The organism is Rhodoferax sp. (assembly GCF_013297935.1).
Lineage (GTDB): Bacteria > Pseudomonadota > Gammaproteobacteria > Burkholderiales > Burkholderiaceae_C > Allorhodoferax.
This window is the reverse complement of sequence record NZ_JAAFIX010000010.1, coordinates 12,651-30,352: the sequence shown is the minus strand read 5'-3', so window position 1 is coordinate 30,352 and position 17,702 is coordinate 12,651. Positions and strand designations below refer to the sequence as shown.

Sequence of the window (17,702 nt, the reverse complement as noted above, 5' to 3'; positions counted from 1 at the left end):
TTGACCCCCCATGACCACCCCATACCAACAACTCGACAGCTGGATTGACGCGCACTTTGACGAGCAAGTGCGCTTTCTGCAAGAAATGGTGCGCGTGCCAACCGACACCCCGCCCGGCAACAACGCCCCCCACGCCGAGCGCACCGCCGAGCTGTTGGCTGCCATGGGACTGCAGGCTGAGAAACACAGCGTACCCGCCAGCGATGTGCAGGCCGCCGGCATGCAAAGCATCACCAACCTGGTGGTGCGCCGCCCCTACTCGGCAGGCGGCATCATCATCGGCCTCAACGCCCACGGCGACGTGGTCCCCCCCGGCGAAGGCTGGACCCATGACCCCTACGGCGGCGAGATCGCCGACGGCCAACTGTACGGCCGCGCCACCGCCGTGAGCAAGAGCGACTTTTCGAGCTACACCTTTGCCGTGCGCGCCCTCGAATCGCTGAGCCTGCCGCTGAAGGGCGGCGTGGAGCTGCTGTTCACCTACGACGAAGAGTTTGGCGGCGAACTCGGCCCCGGCTGGTTGCTGGAAAAAGGCCTCACCAAGCCGGACTTGTTGCTGGCGGCGGGTTTCTCTTACCAAGTCATCACCGCCCACAACGGCTGCCTGCAAATGGAAGTGACCGTGCAAGGCAAGATGGCCCACGCCGCCATCCCCGAGTCCGGTGTGGACGCCCTGCAAGGCGCGGTGCACATCCTCAACGCGCTGTACGCCCAGAACACGCTCTACAAGCAAGTGACCTCGGAGGTGGACGGCATCAACCACCCCTACCTGAATGTGGGCCGCATCGAAGGCGGCACCAACACCAATGTGGTGCCGGGCAAAGTGGTATTCAAACTTGACCGCCGCATGATCCCCGAAGAAAACCCTGCAGAGGTCGAAGCCTCGGTGCGCCGGGTGATTGCCGATGCAGCAGCCCACCTGCCCGGCATTACGGTCGATATCAAACGCCTGCTGCTGGCCAACTCCATGCGCCCCCTGGCCGGCAACAAGCCTTTGGTGGATGCGCTACGAAAACACGGCGAGGCCTTGTTTGGCGAAGCCATCCCCGCCATGGGCACCCCGCTCTACACCGATGTGCGCCTGTTTGCCGAGCGCGGTATCCCCGGCGTGATCTACGGCGCGGGCCCGCGCACGGTGCTGGAGTCGCACGCCAAGCGGGCGGATGAGCGCGTGAGCTTGGACGACCTGCGTAAAGCCACCAAGGTGGTGGCGCGCACGCTGTTGGACTTGCTGCACACGGCGTAAAACACGCCCGCTCCGGGTCCGAGGGTTTCCCCGCTAAGGGCTTGTAATTTTTGTATACAAAATGTGTATACAGTTTTTTGCAAGCCCGTAGACCTGCCCAAGCCGCATGGCAAAGGCAACCTCACCAGGAGATATCGCTATGTCCAACAACGTCCACCCCGTGGATGAAGTCCTGCCCGCAGGCAAACTCTCGGCCCTGGGGCTGCAACATGTGCTGGTGATGTATGCGGGGGCTGTGGCCGTGCCGCTGATCGTGGGCCGCGCCCTCAAACTCAGCCCCGAGCAAGTCGCAATGCTGATCTCGGCGGACCTGTTTTGCTGCGGTATCGTGACTTTGATTCAGTCGCTCGGTGCGACCCAATGGTTCGGCATCAAACTCCCGGTCATGATGGGCGTCACCTTCGCCTCGGTAGCACCTATGGTCGCCATGGCCAACAGCAACCCCGGGGCACAGGGGGCGGGCCTGATCTTCGGGGCCATCATCGGTGCGGGGGTCATCTCTATCCTGATTGCGCCGGTCATCAGCCGCATGCTGCGGTTTTTTCCGCCAGTCGTCACCGGGACCATCATTGCAGTCATTGGTATCAGCCTGATGCGCGTGGGCATCAACTGGATCTTCGGCAATCCATTCGGGCCGACAGCGCCCAGCATTCCCAGCCCAGAACATCTGGCCTGGCTGGCTGCAGCCAAGCAAGCCGCTGGCTCAGGCGCCATCCCCCCGCTGCCTGCTGGTCTGAGTCTCGTGGGCACCGTGCCCAATCCCAAGTATGCGCAGCTCCCTCACATTGGTATCGCAGCCATCGTGTTGGTATCCATCTTGTTGATTGCCAAGTATGCCAAAGGCTTTCTCGCCAACATTTCGGTGTTGCTCGGCATCATCATCGGCGGCGTTGTCGCCACTGCTGCCGGACTGATGGACTTTGGCCGGGTGGCCATGGCGGGCTGGTTTGACCTGGTGCTGCCCTTTGAAATTGCGACTCCGGTATTCGACCCCATTCTGATCCTCACCATGACGCTGGTGATGATCGTGGTCATGATCGAGTCCACCGGCATGTTCCTCGCGCTGGGGGACATGACAGGCAAGAAAGTAGACCAAAAAATGTTAACCGCCGGCCTGCGTACCGATGGTTTGGGCACCTTGATCGGAGGCATTTTCAACACCTTCCCCTACACCAGCTTTTCGCAAAACGTGGGCTTGGTGGGCGTCACAGGAGTCAAAAGCCGGTTCGTCTGTGTGGCGGGCGGCGTAATTTTGATCCTGTTGGGCTTGGTGCCCAAAATGGCGGCGCTGGTGGAGTCGCTGCCCACCTTCGTGCTGGGCGGGGCAGGCCTCGTCATGTTCGGGATGGTGGCAGCCACCGGCATTCGCATCCTGGCGGCGGTGGATTACAAGAGCAACCGCAACAACCTGTTTATCGTTGCAGTCTCCATCGGCTTCGGCATGATTCCGCTGATTGCACCGAAGTACTTGCAGTGGATGCCCCACGGCATCCACCCCCTGATCGAGTCGGGCATTTTGCTCGCCTCGCTCAGCGCTGTGCTGCTGAATTTGTATTTCAATGGCGCCAAGGCTGACGAAACAGCAGCGGTTGAGGCCGCGAAGCAATCAGACGCTCACTAAGACCCACTCCGGCGGGCTCCCGAGCCGGAACCATTGAATCAGGATTCGAAACGCCCCAGAATTGGGCATTCTTCTTGCTAGTCCGTTTACATCCGCATACCTTGAAGGAAAAACCCATGAAAAAACGCCAGTTTCTCCACGCCATTGCCTTCGCCGCAGCCACGCTGGCTGCAGGTTCTGCTTTGGCCCAAAGCACGCCCATCAAGTTCCAACTCGACTGGCGCTTTGAAGGGCCGTCCGCCTTGTTTTTGACGCCTGCCGCCAAGGGCTACTTCAAAGATGCCAAGCTCGACGTCACCATTGACGCAGGCAACGGCTCCGGCGGCGCGGTGACCCGCGTGGCCTCTGGCGCTTATGACATGGGTTTTGCCGACCTGGCCGCTCTGATGGAGTTCCACGCCAACAACCCTGACGCGCCCAACAAGCCCATCGCGGTGATGATGGTTTACAACGACACCCCGGCTTCGGTCATGGCACTCAAGAAGTCGGGCATCAAAACACCCGCGGACCTGAATGGCAAAAAACTGGGCGCACCGGTGTTTGACGCCGGCCGCCGCGCTTTCCCGATTTTTTCTAAAGCCAACAATGTGACCGGCGTGCAATGGACGGCCATGGACCCGCCTTTGCGTGAAACCATGTTGGCGCGCGGCGATGTGGACGCCATCACCGGCTTCACTTTCACCTCTTTGCTCAACCTGGAAGCGCGCGGTGTCAAAGCCGAAGACGTGGTGGTGCTGCCTTACCCGGAATTCGGGGTCAAGCTGTACGGCAACGCCATCATTGCATCGCCCAAAATTTTGAAAGAAAACCCGGCGGCAGTGAAGGCGTTTTTGCAAGCCTTCACCAAGGGCGCGAAAGACGTGATCACCAACCCCGGCGCCGCCATTGCCGATGTGAAAGCGCGTGACGGCATCATCAACGCCGACCTCGAAACCCGCCGCCTGAAGCTCGCCATTGACACGGTGATCAACAGCGCCAATGCCCGCGCTGAAGGCTTCGGTCAGGTCAACGGGCCGCGCTTGTCGCTGATGGCGTCGCAAGTGTCTGATGCGTTCAACACCAAGACCCGCATCAACCCCGATGTGGTTTGGAGCGCCGCTTACCTGCCCTCCAAGGCAGAACTCAACATCCTGCCTAAGAAATAAGCATGACTGCGCCCGCATCCCCCTGGTTTGTGGACTTTCAGGATGTCTGGCTTGCCTATAACGATGAACTGCTGAAACAAAATCACTTTGCGGTCGAAGCCATCGACCTCAAGGTGCGCAAAGGTGAGTTCATCGCGATCGTCGGCCCTTCGGGCTGCGGCAAGTCCACCTTCATGAAGCTGACCACCGGCTTGAAAATGCCCTCCAAGGGCAAGATCCTGATCGACAACGAGCCGGTGACCGGCCCCTTGAAGATTTCCGGCATGGCGTTCCAAGCCCCCTCGCTGCTGCCGTGGCGCACCACGGTGGACAACGTGCTCTTGCCATTGGAAATTGTGGAGCCCTACCGCAGCAACTTCAAAGCCAAGCGCAAGGAATACGAAGAACGCGCACGCAAACTCTTGCAAAAAGTGGGCTTGGGCGGCTATGAAGACAAGTTCCCCTGGCAGCTCTCGGGTGGCATGCAGCAGCGCGCCAGCATTTGCCGTGCGCTGATCCACGAACCCAAAATGCTGCTGCTGGACGAGCCTTTCGGCGCGTTGGATGCCTTCACCCGCGAGGAGCTGTGGTGCATCTTGCGGGACCTCTGGACCGAGCAGCAATTCAACGTGATTCTGGTGACGCACGATTTGCGCGAAAGCGTGTTTCTGGCGGACACGGTATACGTGATGAGCAAGAGCCCCGGTCGCTTTGTGGTGAAACGTGAGATCGATCTGCCCCGCCCGCGCGACCTGGAGATCACCTACACCAAAGAGTTCACCGACATCGTGCATGAGCTGCGCGGCCACATCGGCGCCATGCGCTCGACAGCGCCTGCGGCCTCTGGCGCAATCACCCAATAAGGCAGCCCATGAGTAGTAAAAAAATTGAAGCCTGGGCACCCTGGGTGCTGCTGGTGTTTTTCATTGCGCTGTGGCAGCTACTGTGCAGCGTGCTGGACGTGTCGGAGTTTGTATTCCCCAGCCCCTGGCGCATCTGGACCCAGTTCTGGGAGTTTAAGGGCATCATCGCCGGCCACGCGTGGCGCACCTTCTGGGTCACCATGGCGGGCTTCGGCATTGCCATTGTGGTGGGTGTGTTGCTGGGCTTTGTGATCGGCAGTTCGCGCCTGGCTTATGCGGCGGTGTACCCGCTCATGACGGCCTTCAATGCCTTGCCCAAAGCGGCGTTTGTGCCCATCCTCGTGGTGTGGTTCGGCATCGGCGTGGGCCCGGCCATCCTGACAGCGTTCCTCATCAGCTTCTTTCCCATCATGGTGAACATTGCCACCGGCTTGGCCACCCTGGAGCCCGAGCTGGAAGACGTGTTGCGAGTGCTGGGTGCCAAGCGCTGGGACGTGCTCGTGAAGGTGGGTCTGCCCCGCTCCATGCCCTACTTCTATGGCTCGCTCAAAGTTGCCATCACGCTGGCCTTTGTAGGCACCACCGTGTCCGAAATGACCGCCGCCAATGAAGGCATCGGTTACCTGCTGATCAGCGCGGGCTCCGCCATGCAGATGGGTCTGGCTTTTGCCGGGCTGGTGGTCGTGGGTGCCATGGCCATGGTGATGTATGAACTGTTTAGCGCCATTGAAAAGCACACTACCGCTTGGGCGCACCGTGGCTCGCAGAACCATTGACCCATGGTTTGGCATGCCCGTTTAAACCTTAACTACCAGGTCGAAAACCAACGCTGCGTGGCCCGCTATGACCATAGCGGGCCCCTGCGGATTTTGCAGAGCCTCTACCCTGAAGGCGATGGCATTTGCCACAACGTATTGGTGCACCCGCCCGGGGGCTTGGTGGGTGGCGACACGCTGGAGCTTCATGTATCGGTCGGGCCGGGCGCACACGGGCTGGTGACCACCCCGGGTGCAACCCGCTTTTACCGCTCGGATGGACCCGTTGCTACCCAGACCACACGCTTGAACCTTGACGCCGGAGCGCGCCTGGAGTGGCTGCCGCTGGAAGCCATCTGCTACGACGCGTGTAACGCCATCAACCGCCTAGAACTCAAGCTCGCACCCGGCGCGCAATGTATCGGCTGGGATGTGACCGCACTGGGCCTGCCCCATGCGCAATTACCGTTTCTGAAAGGCAGCCTTGAGCAGCACCTGGAAATTCCCGGAATCTGGCTGGAGCGTGGTTGCCTGCATGCCGAAGACCAGCGCCTTATGAACGGCCCCACCGGGCTCGCGGGCAACCGCTGCCTGGCCACCTTGTTTTTTGCCAGCGGCACTCCTTGGAGCCGTGCTGACAAAGAGGCGCTGATAGACCTCGCGCGGGCCAGTTTGCAAGACCATGTGCTGGCGCCCACCGGCGGCGTCACCAGCCCCAACACCCGGACGCTGGTACTGCGGGTACTGGCTCCCACCGTAGAGCCCGCCATGCAACTCTTGCGCACCGTTCGCCAGCAATGGCGCCGCCATGCCTGGGAGATGGCGGGGACGGATCCGCGGATCTGGGCCATGTAAGTTCGCTGGTCAATCGCAGTCTGGCCACACATAATGCTCCCAATGGCCGCGATTGACACCGACTTCTCAAGCTGCACCGCGCTGGTCGTGGATGGAAACCCCACGTCCCGCTCCATTCTGGTCTCGCAGTTGCGCGACTTCGGTGTTGCGTCAGTCGCCCAGGCCGCCCGTGCCGTGGACGCCAGGCGCCAGCTGGAGTTCCGTACCTTTGACTTTGTGCTCTGCGAGCAGCACTTCCCCACGGATGCCATGTCGGGGCAGGACTTGCTGGACGACCTCCGGCGTAACCAGCTACTGCCTTTCTCCACCGTGTTCATCATGATCACCTCGGAGGCAACCTACACCAAGGTGGCAGAGGCCGCAGAGTCCGCACTGGACGGCTACATGCTCAAGCCCCACAAGGCCACCCAGCTGGGGGATCGCCTGGTGGCCGCCCGCTTGCGCAAGGTGTCTTTGCAAGCCATATTCACGGCCATTGAAGAAGAAAGATTTGAAGAGGCTGCGCGTTTGTGCCTGGAGCGCTTTGAGACTCGTGGCCCTTTCTGGCTCTATGCCGCCCGGGTGGGGGCAGAGTTGCTGTTGCGACTGGCCCGCCCGCTGGAGGCGCAAACTCTCTATAAGGCCGTCGTCACCGCGAAAACTTTGCCGTGGGCCAAGCTGGGCGTAGCCCGGGCACAACTGGATGCAGGGCAAATCAACCAAGCCACTACGACGCTGGAAAAGCTACTGGGCGAGGACGCGAACTATGCCGACGCCTACGACGTCATGGGCCGTGCACAGTTTGAGCTGGGGCGCTTCGACAAGGCCTTGGAGACCTACAAGATGGCGGCAACGCTCACACCGTCTTCCATCAGCCGCTTGCAAAACCTGGCCATGATGACCTACTACTCCGGAGACTTGGAGGAAGCCGAGAAACTGCTGGACCGCACAACCCGTTTGGGCTTGGAGTCCAAAATGTTTGATGCGCAGACGCTGGTGATGTTGGCCTTCACCCGCCTTGTTTCAGTAGATCGCAAGGGTTTGCAACGTTGCTACGACGATTTCTTGCGCCTGATCGACAAAGACGAAAACAACCAGCGCTTGCACCGGCTGGCTGCGGTAGTGGAGGCCCTGAACCTGATTCAGCAGCATCAATTTGCCAAATCTGTGGACACCGTCCGGGAAATGACCCAGGCGGTGCGGGAACCCCAATTTGACTTTGAATCCGCGGGTAACCTGGTGGCCCTGATGTCGCAGCTCACGGCCAAGGCCATTCAACTCAATGAGTTGGAAGAAACCATTGATGTCATTGGCCGCCGTTTTTGCAGCAACCGTTCTCTCACGGAATTGCTTGCGGCCAACGCCTCGGCCCATCCACCCTATGCCGACCGCCTGCGCCTGGCCCAGACCCAGGTGCTGGAGTTTGCCGAAACCGCCATGGCACTCAGCCTGGGTGGAGACCCGACCAACGCAGTCAAAAATTTGATCCTGCATGGCCGGGACACCCTGAACTCGCGCTTGATCGACAACGCCTACCAACTGCTCAATAAGCACTCCGCCAAGATAAAGACCGCGCAGGAGCTGCAAGAGCAGGTGCAATTGCTCAAAACCCGGTGCGGGCCCATCGTGAATCGCGCATCGATGGGCGAACAGAAGCGGCAAGCCGGCGGGTTGGTACTGCGCACCGGCAAGCGCGTAGCGCCGGAGTACATGAAGTCGGCGGCTGCACCTGCACCGGCAGATGTCAGCGCGCCCGAAGTTGTGGTGCCCGGCGGCTAAATCGCCACCAGGCCGCGCACGCCGTCAACTTCCATGTTCTGGCCCATGCCACGCGCCAGCACCGCGCCGCGCTCCATCACGATGTAGTTGTCTGCCAGTTCCTGGGCGAAGTCGTAGTACTGCTCCACCAGCAAGATGGCCATGTCGCCGCGGTCGGCCAGCATGCGGATCACCCGGCCAATGTCTTTGATGATGCTGGGCTGAATGCCCTCGGTGGGCTCATCGAGAATCAGCACCTTGGGGCCTGCCGCCAGCGCACGTGCAATCGCCAACTGCTGTTGCTGACCACCCGAGAGGTCACCCCCACGGCGATGCAACATTTGCTGCAGTACTGGAAACAGCTCGAACAACTCCGCCGGAATCGGCGTGCCCGCAGGCTTGTAGGCCAGGCCCATGCGGAGGTTTTCCTCCACCGTCAGCCGCGCAAAGATCTCGCGGCCCTGCGGCACAAAACCAATGCCTAATCGGGCCCGCTCGTAAGGGGTGAGTTTGTGGATGTCTTTGCCATCCATCGAAATGGTGCCGGACTTGATAGGCACCAGCCCCATGAGCGACTTGAGCAGCGTGGTCTTGCCCACCCCGTTGCGCCCCAGAATGACCTTGACCTTGCCCACCTCGGCCTCCAAGCTCACATCCCGCAGGATGTGGGAGCCGCCGTAATACTGGTTGATGTTTTTTACTTCAAGCATAGTGTTCACTTACATGTGCAATTTTTCGCAGGGCCGCCCCAAGAAAAATTAGTCCCCGCGGGGGGCAGCGACCCGTGCAACGGTGGAGCGTGGGGGCTTTCATCTGCCTAAATAGACTTCAATCACACGCTCGTCGGCTTGCACCTGGTCGAGCGTGCCTTGTGCCAGCACCGAGCCGTCACACAGCACGGTCACGATGTCACTGATGGTGCGGATAAAGCTCATGTCATGCTCCACCACCATGAGCGAGTGCTTGCCCTTCAAGCTCAAGAACAGCTCAGCAGTGCGCTCGGTTTCTTCATCTGTCATACCGGCCACCGGCTCGTCTAGCAGCAGCAGCTTGGGGTCTTGCATGAGCAGCATGCCGATCTCAAGCCACTGCTTCTGGCCGTGACTCAAGTTGCCGGCCTGCCGGCCCACACTGTCTGCCAAGTGAATGGTGTGCAAGATGTCTGCCAGACGGTCACGCTGCGCTGAGTCAAGCTTGAAGAACATGGACGCTTTCACCCCCTTGTCGGTCTTCAAGGCCAACTCCAGGTTCTCAAACACGGTGAGTTGCTCAAACACCGTGGGCTTTTGGAACTTGCGGCCGATACCCAACTGGGCAATCTCGGACTCTTTGTAGCGCAGCAAATCGATGGTGCTGCCAAAAAACACGGTGCCAGTGTCGGGGCGGGTTTTGCCGGTGATGATGTCCATCATCGTGGTCTTGCCCGCACCATTGGGGCCGATGATGCAGCGCAGCTCGCCGGGGGCAATGTCCAGGCTCAGCCCGTTGATGGCCTTGAAGCCGTCAAAGCTGACATGCACATCCTCCAGGTAGAGAATGCGCCCGTGGGTCACATCCACCTCGCCTTGGCTGGCCAGGCGGCCGAAGCCTGCTGTGCGGCCTCCGGACTCGGTTTGTGCTGTGGCTTGCGACATCGCTGCCATACGGGCCTCGACCCGGCGGGCGCCTTGTTCCAACAGATCGGGAGTCATGCTTTCCCTCCCTTCACTTTTTTGATCAAGCCCACCACCCCATCGGGCAGGAACAGCGTGACACCAATAAACAAAGCCCCCAGAAAGTACAGCCAGAACTCAGGGTACGTCACGGTCAACCAGCTCTTGGCGCCGTTGACGATGAAGGCGCCGATGATGGGGCCGATCAGTGTTGCACGCCCGCCGACTGCGGCCCAGATGGCAATCTCGATCGAATTGGCAGGGCTCATTTCGCTGGGGTTGATGATGCCGACCTGCGGCACATACAGCGCCCCGGCCACACCACACATCATGGCGGAGATGGTCCAGATGGTGAGCTTGTAGCCCAAGGTGGAGTAGCCACTGAACATGACACGGCTTTCAGCATCCCGCACGGCCTGCAGCACCCGGCCGAACTTGCTGCCCACCAGCCAGCGGGCCATCAAGAAGAACACGAGCAGTGTGACCGCGGTCATGACAAACAACGTCATGCGCATGCTGGTGGTGGCGATGGGGATATCGAGAATCCGCTTGAAGTCGGTGAAGCCGTTGTTGCCACCAAAGCCCGTTTCATTGCGGAAGAAGAGCAGCATGGCAGCGAACGTCATCGCCTGCGTGATGATGGAGAAGTACACCCCCTTGATGCGCGAACGGAAGGCAAAGTAGCCGAACACAAAGGCGACCAAGCCGGGCACCGCCACCACCAGGAACAGCGTGGCCCCGAAGCTGCCGGACAGCGCCCAGTGCCAGGGCAACTCTTTCCAGTCTAGAAACACCATGAAGTCCGGCAGATTGCTTTTGTAGTTGCCATCCAAGCCGATCTGGCGCATCAGGTACATGCCCATGGCGTAACCGCCGAGCGCAAAAAACAAACCGTGGCCCAGACTCAGAATGCCGGTGTAGCCCCAGATCAAGCCCATGGCCAGCGCGCAAATGGCGTAGCACATGATCTTGGCGGTGAGTGCGACGGCAAAGTCGCTCAGGTGGAGTGCGCTGCCCTCGGGCACCATCAGGTTCAGCGCCGGCACCAGGGCGCACAGCACGATCAAAGCGGCCAGCCAAGCCGCCCAGCCGGTGCGGGTCAACAGGGGTTGGGGAGTGGGTAAGGTGATATTGCTCATGCTTCTGCGCTCCGGCCCTTCATGGCAAATATGCCTTGCGGACGCTTCTGGATAAAGACGATGATGAAGACCAGCACGGCGATCTTGGCCAGCACGGCGCCGGTCCAGCCTTCCAAGAACTTGTTCAAAACGCCCAAGCCCATGGCGGCATATACGGTGCCGGCGAGTTGACCCACACCGCCCAACACCACCACCATGAACGAGTCCACGATGTAACCTTGCCCCAAGTCCGGGCCCACATTGCCCACCTGGCTCAGCGCGCAACCCGCCAGACCGGCAATGCCGGAGCCCAGTGCAAAGGCGTAAGTGTCAATCCGGGCGGTATTCACGCCCATGCAGCTTGCAATAGGCCGGTTCTGGGTAACTCCGCGGACAAATAAGCCGAGCCGTGTCTTCTCAATCAGAAACCACACCCCCACCAGCACCGCCACCGCAAAGCCGACGATCACCAGCCGGTTGTAGGGCAAGGACAGGTTGCCCAGCAATTGCACGCCGCCGCTCATCCAGCTCGGGTTTTCAACTCCCACGTTTTGTGCGCCGAACAGGGTGCGCACCAGTTGCATCAGCATAAGGCTGATGCCCCAGGTCGCCAGCAAGGTCTCAAGGGGCCGCCCGTACAAGAAACGGATCACGCTGCGCTCCAGCGCCGCACCGACCAAGGCGCTCGCCATGAACGCGACCGGCACGGCCGCCAGCAGGTACCAGTCAAACGCGCCGGGCAGGTATTTTTGGAACAGCACCTGCACCACATAAGTGGCATAGGCACCAATCATCATCAACTCGCCGTGGGCCATGTTGATCACGCCCATCAGGCCATAGGTAATCGCCAGACCGAGCGCCACCAGCAGCAGGATGGAGCCCAGGCTGATCCCACTGAAGATGGCCCCCAAACGGTCGCCCCAAGCTAAACGGGCCTCGACCGCGCCCAGGCTTTTCTGGAGGGCCACTTTCACCGCTCCGTCTGTCTCGACCTGCAGGCGCTCCACCAACAGAGTCTTGGTGGCGGCTTGGGCACTGCTACCTAACAGGGTGGCCGCTTCCAGCCGCAGGGCCGTGTTCTCGCTACCCAGCATGGCGGCAGCACGCAGTTGCTGCAACTGTGCTTTCAGGTCAGCCTGGGTTTCTGAGGCCAAGGCCTTTTCCAGCAAAGGGAGTTTGTCAACATCGACCTGCCCCCCCAGAGTCTGGATGGCAGCGCGCCGGATAGCGATATCGGGCGACAGCAATTTCACAGCCGCCAGGGCGGTATCGAGCTCCCCGCGCATGCGGTTGTTATTCATCACGTCTTCAGCGGTGTCGGGCACCGCGACTTCGGCCTGGGTGACTGGGTCTACGCCCTTGCCGTCCACCAGCATGACCGGCACGTCGCCTATGAGTTTGACCGCATCGTCCGAGAGCGCTTGAAGGAAACGCACGGTGCGTTCATCCGCGCTTTCCACTGCTTTTTGCAGTGCCGCCACGCGTGCATCGCTCTCACCGGATGTAATGGCTTTTGCCTCATCAGCGCTCAGCGCATGTGCGCGAGCAGATATCAAAAGCATAGCGATGGTGAGCAGTTGAAGTATTCGTTTTGGCATACGCCAATCTCTCCGGGGTAAAAACAACAAGCCGCCACGCCCTTTTCAAGGCTGTGGCGGCTCTGGCTAAACGCTAGCCTCTCCCTGCCTACGCCTTATTTCTTTGCAGGCTCGTCAGGCTTCTTATCGTTGCCTTCGATGAACGGAGACCATGGCTTGGCCTTCACGGGGCCGGGTGTCTTCCAGACCACATTGAACTGGCCGTCGGCCTTGATTTCGCCGATGAACACGCTCTTGTGCAAGTGGTGGTTCTTCTCGTCCATCTTAGACACGATGCCGCTTGGTGCCTTGAAGGTCTGGCCCGCCATGGCGGCGATCACTTTGTCGGTTTCAGTGGACTTGGCCTTCTCGACGGCTTGTTTCCACATGTTGATACCGATGTAGGTCGCTTCCATCGGGTCGTTGGTCAAAGGCTTGTCTTTGTGACCGGCAATGCCCTTGGCCTTGGCGTAGTCAGACCACTTCTTGATGAACTCGGTGTTGGCCGGGTTCTTGATGGACTGGAAGTAGTTCCAGGCAGCCAGGTGACCCACCAGTGGCTTGGTGTCCACGCCGCGCAGCTCTTCTTCACCCACCGAGAAAGCCACCACAGGCACGTCTTTGGCCTTCAAGCCCGCGTTGCCCAGTTCTTTGTAGAAAGGCACGTTGGAGTCACCGTTGATGGTGGACACCACAGCGGTCTTGCCACCGGCAGAGAACTTCTTCACGTCAGCCACGATGGTCTGGTAATCAGAGTGGCCGAAAGGGGTGTATTTCTCGTCGATGTCGGACTCTTTCACGCCCTTGCTCTTGAGGTAGGCGCGCAGAATTTTGTTGGTGGTGCGGGGGTACACATAGTCGGTGCCCAACAGAACCCAACGCTTGGCGCCGCCGCCTTCTTTGCTCATCAGGTAGTCCACAGCGGGAATAGCTTGCTGGTTAGGCGCAGCGCCGGTGTAGAACACGTTTTTAGACAGCTCTTCGCCTTCGTATTGCACGGGGTAGAACAACAAACCGTTCAACTCTTCCACCACAGGCAACACCGACTTGCGGGACACCGAGGTCCAGCAACCGAAGATGACCGAGACCTTGTCCTGGGTCAGCAACTGCTTGGTCTTTTCTGCAAACAAAGGCCAGTTGGAAGCGGGGTCCACGATGACGGGTTCCAGCTTCTTGCCGAGCACGCCACCCTTGGCGTTGATTTCGTCAATCGCCATCAACACAGTGTCTTTCAACACGGTTTCAGAAATGGCCATGGTGCCGGACAGGCTGTGCAGGATACCGACCTTGATCGTGTCAGCAGCCATTGCAGGCACGGCAGACAAGGTGGTGAGAGCGACGGCAGCGGTGAGTGCCTTCAAAGTAAATCGACGTTGCATGTGGGCTTCTCCGGGGTTAAACAAAACAGACTCGCAAGTCGCAAAACATTCTCGGGATGAGGTTTTGTGATGCGATGGAGTGACTGTAGGTTTGCCCGACCGAACCGGAAATACGCCTAGTGGCGTACACCCGTAACTCACAGGAGTCGACAAACAGCTCACTGGACGCTCGCGTTAAAAGTGGGTAGGGTTGGGCTCTTTGTGTGCATTGACTCCGATCTCTGCTCCCGCCATTGCAACTTCAGTCCACACCATGACCCGACGTCAATTCATCTCCAAAAGCATCGCCTTCAGCAGCCTGGGGGGCCTAGTGAATGCGCTGGCCATGGGCCGCCTCCCGTTGGTCACTGGCGTGCGGCGCGTGGTGGGCGAGGTGCTACTCAATGGGCAGCCCGCCAAGTTAGACCAGATCGTCATGCCGGGCGACACCATCAGCACCGGCGCGCAAAGCGAGGTGGTCTATGTGATGGGCAACAACGCTTACCTCATGCGGGAAAAGAGCACCATGCAGTTTGCGCAGGAAGGGCTGGTGGGAGTGCTACGACTTGTCACCGGCAAGGCGCTCGCCGTGTTCGGCCCGGGGCCCAAGCGCATTGAGACCGCGGTGGCGACCATCGGCATTCGCGGAACCGCCTGCTACATGGAAACGCAGGAGCAGCGCCTCTACTTTTGCCTGTGTTACGGCACCGCAGACATCCGGCCCCTGGCCGACGCCACCCAAGTCAAAAGCCTGACCACCCGCTATCACGACATGCCGCTGTACATCGGGAGTGAAACGGGGCCCGCCGTGTTCCGCCCGGCCCCCGTCATCAACCACCGCGATGTCGAGCTGATCATGCTGGAAGAAACCGTGGGCCGGCAACCGCCGTTCATGGCCAACAAGTCATCTTCCGACAGCAGCTACTAGCCCTGTGACTTAGCCCCAGGGCGGACAGCGCAGCGGCTAATGCCACACAGATTGAGGACTCGGCTGGCCTGTTACTGTCAACTAAGTCGCACAATCCACCGGAAAAAAACTCTGATTGTTCAACCCGGAACATTTGGTCTTCCTGCTTGGGGGAGCTTGCGATAGGGTAGGTGCTTCGAGCTAACCTCCGCCTCTATCTAACATGATGTCCGACCAACCCGCGCCAGCGCTCAGCGCCCCCGACACGCTCCAACAAGCTGCCCGCGCGCTCATTCTCAAACAACTCAGTGACGTAATGCAGCACGATGCTGATTGGCTGGCGGTTTGCCGCAAGCGCATCAAAGACAGGATGTCAGACGCCAAGCACATTGCTTTCAACAATGAGCTCAAGATCAAGGTGATCGAAAGCCAGCTCGAAAAGGGTCGCTCTACCGCTGTGGGGCTGAACGTCAAAACTGTTATCCTGGAGCATCAAGCCCTGACCGAGAGAAATCAGCAACTCGCCCGCACTACACACATCTGTGCCTTGGCATTGGGCCTGCTGGATAGGCAGAGGACGGAAGAAGTCGCTGCCTGAATGGCGCCTCTTCCGTAGCTCCCGGGTCGCGCCCACCAAGGGCTTTGCGGATCAGGTCCGGGTCGCCATATCGCCGAAGCAAAAGCTCGACGCTGTGACACCCCCGAACACATGGGCGTCGTGGTAGACACAGGTGGCCGCATCGTCGTAGCCGGCGCCTACCGCCACCATCAGGGGCAGCAAATGCTCTTCGCGGGGATGGCACAGGCGGGCTGACGGTGCCGACTCCCACTGCACCAGCGCCTGAGCCCGCGCGTCCGGCGCGGCCTGCATGGCACTTTGCAACCAACCGTCAAATGCCTGCGAGGGCTGCTGGGCCTGCCGCCCGAAATTGCGCAAATTGTGATAGCTCAGCCCGCTGCCGACAATCAACACCTCTTCATCACGCAGCGGCGCCAATGCGCGGCCCAGGGCAATGTGTTCGGCGGGGTCGAGGCCAGCACGCAGTGACATTTGCAACACGGGCACCCGGGCTTCGGGGTACATCACAGCCAAGGGCACGAAGGTGCCATGGTCGTAGCCGCGCTGCGCATCCAGCGCCACCGGCAAGCCGGCGGCTTCAAGCAGGCCTTGTACCCGCGCTGCCAACTCAGGGGCTCCGGGTGCGGGGTAGACCACCGAATACGTGTGCGCCGGAAAACCACCATAGTCGTACACCATGCCGGGTGCCGGGTTGGAACCCAATGTAAAAGCCCGCTCCTCCCAGTGCGCAGTCACCATCAGAATGGCTTTGGGAGTGCGCCCTATTTGCGCCGGCATATCGGCCAGGCTCTGCTCCAGTGTGGCGAGCATGCTGCGCATGTCGTCCATCCAGGGCCAGGGGCCACCGCCGTGGGAAATGAAATAGGTGGGCATGCGGGTGGTCATCATCAACTCCTTGTTCTGCGGGCTTATTCGCCCAAATCAATCGTGGCTGCGAGAGACACTCCCGCAGGCGGCTCGTAGTCGGCCACAACCCAGGCACGCGAGCTGCCGCTGGCCGCTTCTTCCAGCAAGCCGCTAATGGCGCGGATGGACCCTTTGTCCAGCGCGGCGAACGGCTCATCCATACAGGTCAGTTCTGCGCCGCTGGCGCAGGCGGCTGTAATCCAGACCTTGCGCTTGGAGCCGGTAGACAGCATGTACAGCGGCTTGGCCAGGTGCTCGTCCAACCCCAGGGTCGTGGCCAGCGCACGGCAGACTTCGGCATTCCAAAGCGGCCACAGGCGCTTGCCCTGCTCCCAGAATTGCAAAGGCGAGGACTGGTCCCACGCGCTGGTGCGAGGGTCCATCCAGAACGCCTTCTTGCGGTACTGGGCGGGTTCCTTTTGCAGGCCGGTGCCGGCAAGCTGCAAGTGGCTGCCCGGCACGACCAGGTCACCTGCCAGCATGCGCAGCAGGCTGGTTTTGCCACGCCCTTCCCCGCCCGTGACCCAGGTCACACCCGCCGTCAATTGCACATCCATCGGGCCCCACAAGCGCTGGGGGCCTGCGCTGCAGCGCAGTGCACGCGCGAGCAGCAAAGGAGCCGTTTGGGGGAAATCTGAGAGCGTCATGGAGATCCGGCGGGAGAGTTTTTGCTATCAAATATATAGCTATATACGCATATAAATCAAGGGCTAACGCTCTATTTTCCATAAAAAAAGGCCAGCCTTCCGGCGGGCCTCTTTGTCAGTCCGCGCAAGCGCGGCCTGTCGGCAAATTACTGCTTGATGGCTTCGAGCGCGATGGTGATGGTCACGTCGTCACCCACGTAAGGAGCGAACTTACCGGCGTTGAACTCGGTACGCTTGATCATGGTGGTGGCGTTGGCGCCGATGACTTCTTTCTTGTTCATCGGGTGGGTGGTGGACACGAAGTTAGTCAGCTTCAGGGTCACTGGCTTGGTAATGCCCTTGATGGTCAGGTTGCCTTCCACTGCAGACGGCTTGTCGCCTTCAAACACCACCTTGGTGGACTTGAAAGTGGCAGTCGGGAACTTGGCGGTGTCGAGGTGGTCTTCGCCCTGAATGTGGCCATTGAACACTGTAGAGCCGGTGTCCACGGTTTTCATGTCGATGACCACGTCCACTGCGCCGGTCTTGCCAGCTTTGTCAAAAGTCACGGTGCCGGTAGTGGTGTTGAAACGGCTTTGCTGATTGGACAAACCGAAGTGGTTGTACGAAAAGCTGGAGAAAGTGTGCGAAGAGTCGAGCGCGTAAGTCGCGGACTGGGCGCTGGCAGCACCGGCGAAAGCAGACAGTGCCAAAGCGGCAGCAATGAGGGAAGTACGCATAGAAAACTCCTGATTTACGGTTGGGGAAAAAACAAAA

17 protein-coding genes are annotated in these 17,702 nt (G+C 60.0%); 9 read left to right on the top strand and 8 right to left on the bottom strand.

Annotated features, from left to right (window positions below):
• The first annotated feature begins 10 nt into the window (after positions 1-10).
• From QZW03_RS13665 to QZW03_RS13635, 7 genes are all read left to right on the top strand, one after another.
• Positions 11-1,246 (top strand): ArgE/DapE family deacylase, encoded by a 1,236-nt coding sequence (locus tag QZW03_RS13665; protein WP_296510560.1) that lies wholly within the window; start codon positions 11-13, stop codon positions 1,244-1,246.
• A 139-nt stretch (positions 1,247-1,385) separates the two neighbouring features.
• On the top strand, positions 1,386-2,867 hold the full coding sequence (locus tag QZW03_RS13660) for a nucleobase:cation symporter-2 family protein (RefSeq protein WP_296510559.1): 1,482 nt from the start codon (positions 1,386-1,388) through the stop codon (positions 2,865-2,867).
• Between the two features lie 116 nt (positions 2,868-2,983).
• Positions 2,984-4,012, top strand: a complete 1,029-nt coding sequence (locus QZW03_RS13655) for an ABC transporter substrate-binding protein (RefSeq protein ID WP_296510558.1) — start codon at positions 2,984-2,986, stop codon at positions 4,010-4,012.
• 2 nt (positions 4,013-4,014) lie between these two features.
• Entirely contained in the window at positions 4,015-4,854 is an 840-nt protein-coding gene (locus QZW03_RS13650; RefSeq protein WP_296510557.1) for an ABC transporter ATP-binding protein, read from the top strand.
• Between the two features lie 8 nt (positions 4,855-4,862).
• Positions 4,863-5,630: an ABC transporter permease gene (locus QZW03_RS13645; protein WP_296510556.1), complete on the top strand. Its 768-nt coding sequence runs from the start codon at positions 4,863-4,865 to the stop codon at positions 5,628-5,630.
• A 3-nt stretch (positions 5,631-5,633) separates the two neighbouring features.
• A complete protein-coding gene (locus QZW03_RS13640; RefSeq protein WP_296510555.1) occupies positions 5,634-6,464 on the top strand; it encodes an urease accessory protein UreD in 831 nt (276 codons plus the stop codon).
• Positions 6,465-6,506: 42 nt separating this feature from the next.
• Positions 6,507-8,222: a response regulator gene (locus QZW03_RS13635; RefSeq protein WP_296510554.1), complete on the top strand. Its 1,716-nt coding sequence runs from the start codon at positions 6,507-6,509 to the stop codon at positions 8,220-8,222.
• Here QZW03_RS13635 and urtE read toward each other — a convergent pair.
• The 5 genes from urtE to urtA all read right to left on the bottom strand — a co-directional run bounded on the left by urtE (position 8,219) and on the right by urtA (position 13,927).
• Positions 8,219-8,911 carry an urea ABC transporter ATP-binding subunit UrtE gene (urtE, locus tag QZW03_RS13630; protein WP_296510553.1) on the bottom strand — a complete coding sequence of 231 codons (693 nt, stop codon included), beginning with the start codon at positions 8,909-8,911 and terminating at the stop codon, positions 8,219-8,221. The two genes, QZW03_RS13635 and urtE, sit on opposite strands and share 4 nt — an antisense overlap.
• Before the next feature lie 99 nt (positions 8,912-9,010).
• On the bottom strand, positions 9,011-9,892 hold the full coding sequence (gene urtD / locus QZW03_RS13625; RefSeq protein ID WP_296510552.1) for an urea ABC transporter ATP-binding protein UrtD: 882 nt from the start codon (positions 9,890-9,892) through the stop codon (positions 9,011-9,013).
• A complete protein-coding gene (gene urtC, locus QZW03_RS13620; RefSeq protein ID WP_296510551.1) occupies positions 9,889-10,992 on the bottom strand; it encodes an urea ABC transporter permease subunit UrtC in 1,104 nt (367 codons plus the stop codon). Before urtC ends, urtD begins: the two co-directional genes overlap by 4 nt.
• A complete protein-coding gene (gene urtB, locus QZW03_RS13615) occupies positions 10,989-12,569 on the bottom strand; it encodes an urea ABC transporter permease subunit UrtB (protein WP_296510550.1) in 1,581 nt (526 codons plus the stop codon). The genes urtC and urtB overlap by 4 nt, the downstream gene beginning before the upstream one ends.
• Before the next feature lie 95 nt (positions 12,570-12,664).
• On the bottom strand, positions 12,665-13,927 hold the full coding sequence (urtA, locus tag QZW03_RS13610; protein WP_296510549.1) for an urea ABC transporter substrate-binding protein: 1,263 nt from the start codon (positions 13,925-13,927) through the stop codon (positions 12,665-12,667).
• Positions 13,928-14,180: 253 nt separating this feature from the next.
• Between urtA and QZW03_RS13605 the strand changes: the two genes are divergently transcribed.
• Complete coding sequence (locus tag QZW03_RS13605; RefSeq protein ID WP_296510548.1) at positions 14,181-14,834, top strand: FecR domain-containing protein; 654 nt, start codon at positions 14,181-14,183, stop codon at positions 14,832-14,834.
• A 205-nt stretch (positions 14,835-15,039) separates the two neighbouring features.
• Positions 15,040-15,411, top strand: a complete 372-nt coding sequence (locus QZW03_RS13600; protein WP_296510547.1) for a hypothetical protein — start codon at positions 15,040-15,042, stop codon at positions 15,409-15,411.
• Between the two features lie 51 nt (positions 15,412-15,462).
• Here QZW03_RS13600 and QZW03_RS13595 read toward each other — a convergent pair whose 3' ends face one another.
• The 3 genes from QZW03_RS13595 to QZW03_RS13585 all read right to left on the bottom strand — a co-directional run bounded on the left by QZW03_RS13595 (position 15,463) and on the right by QZW03_RS13585 (position 17,665).
• On the bottom strand, positions 15,463-16,281 hold the full coding sequence (locus QZW03_RS13595) for a class III extradiol ring-cleavage dioxygenase (RefSeq protein WP_296510546.1): 819 nt from the start codon (positions 16,279-16,281) through the stop codon (positions 15,463-15,465).
• Positions 16,282-16,301: 20 nt separating this feature from the next.
• Entirely contained in the window at positions 16,302-16,946 is a 645-nt protein-coding gene (locus QZW03_RS13590; protein WP_296510545.1) for an ATP-binding cassette domain-containing protein, read from the bottom strand.
• A gap of 146 nt (positions 16,947-17,092) precedes the next feature.
• The gene (locus tag QZW03_RS13585; RefSeq protein WP_296510544.1) at positions 17,093-17,665 is read right to left on the bottom strand and encodes a YceI family protein; all 573 of its coding nucleotides are present in this window, start codon (positions 17,663-17,665) and stop codon (positions 17,093-17,095) included.
• Between the last annotated feature and the right edge of the window lie 37 nt (positions 17,666-17,702).

What these genes read in the sequence shown, in the direction of transcription:
- urtE (WP_296510553.1), bottom strand. Translation starts at nt 8,911, where the DNA reads ATGCTTGAAGTAAAAAACATCAACCAGTATTACGGCGGCTCCCACATC.
- urtC (WP_296510551.1), bottom strand. Translation starts at nt 10,992, where the DNA reads ATGAGCAATATCACCTTACCCACTCCCCAACCCCTGTTGACCCGCACC.
- QZW03_RS13645 (WP_296510556.1), top strand. Translation starts at nt 4,863, where the DNA reads ATGAGTAGTAAAAAAATTGAAGCCTGGGCACCCTGGGTGCTGCTGGTG.
- QZW03_RS13595 (WP_296510546.1), bottom strand. Translation starts at nt 16,281, where the DNA reads ATGATGACCACCCGCATGCCCACCTATTTCATTTCCCACGGCGGTGGC.
- QZW03_RS13585 (WP_296510544.1), bottom strand. Translation starts at nt 17,665, where the DNA reads ATGCGTACTTCCCTCATTGCTGCCGCTTTGGCACTGTCTGCTTTCGCC.
- QZW03_RS13650 (WP_296510557.1), top strand. Translation starts at nt 4,015, where the DNA reads ATGACTGCGCCCGCATCCCCCTGGTTTGTGGACTTTCAGGATGTCTGG.
- QZW03_RS13600 (WP_296510547.1), top strand. Translation starts at nt 15,040, where the DNA reads ATGTCCGACCAACCCGCGCCAGCGCTCAGCGCCCCCGACACGCTCCAA.
- urtA (WP_296510549.1), bottom strand. Translation starts at nt 13,927, where the DNA reads ATGCAACGTCGATTTACTTTGAAGGCACTCACCGCTGCCGTCGCTCTC.
- QZW03_RS13635 (WP_296510554.1), top strand. Translation starts at nt 6,507, where the DNA reads ATGGCCGCGATTGACACCGACTTCTCAAGCTGCACCGCGCTGGTCGTG.
- QZW03_RS13660 (WP_296510559.1), top strand. Translation starts at nt 1,386, where the DNA reads ATGTCCAACAACGTCCACCCCGTGGATGAAGTCCTGCCCGCAGGCAAA.
- QZW03_RS13655 (WP_296510558.1), top strand. Translation starts at nt 2,984, where the DNA reads ATGAAAAAACGCCAGTTTCTCCACGCCATTGCCTTCGCCGCAGCCACG.
- urtD (WP_296510552.1), bottom strand. Translation starts at nt 9,892, where the DNA reads ATGACTCCCGATCTGTTGGAACAAGGCGCCCGCCGGGTCGAGGCCCGT.
- QZW03_RS13590 (WP_296510545.1), bottom strand. Translation starts at nt 16,946, where the DNA reads ATGACGCTCTCAGATTTCCCCCAAACGGCTCCTTTGCTGCTCGCGCGT.
- urtB (WP_296510550.1), bottom strand. Translation starts at nt 12,569, where the DNA reads ATGCCAAAACGAATACTTCAACTGCTCACCATCGCTATGCTTTTGATA.
- QZW03_RS13665 (WP_296510560.1), top strand. Translation starts at nt 11, where the DNA reads ATGACCACCCCATACCAACAACTCGACAGCTGGATTGACGCGCACTTT.
- QZW03_RS13605 (WP_296510548.1), top strand. Translation starts at nt 14,181, where the DNA reads ATGACCCGACGTCAATTCATCTCCAAAAGCATCGCCTTCAGCAGCCTG.
- QZW03_RS13640 (WP_296510555.1), top strand. Translation starts at nt 5,634, where the DNA reads ATGGTTTGGCATGCCCGTTTAAACCTTAACTACCAGGTCGAAAACCAA.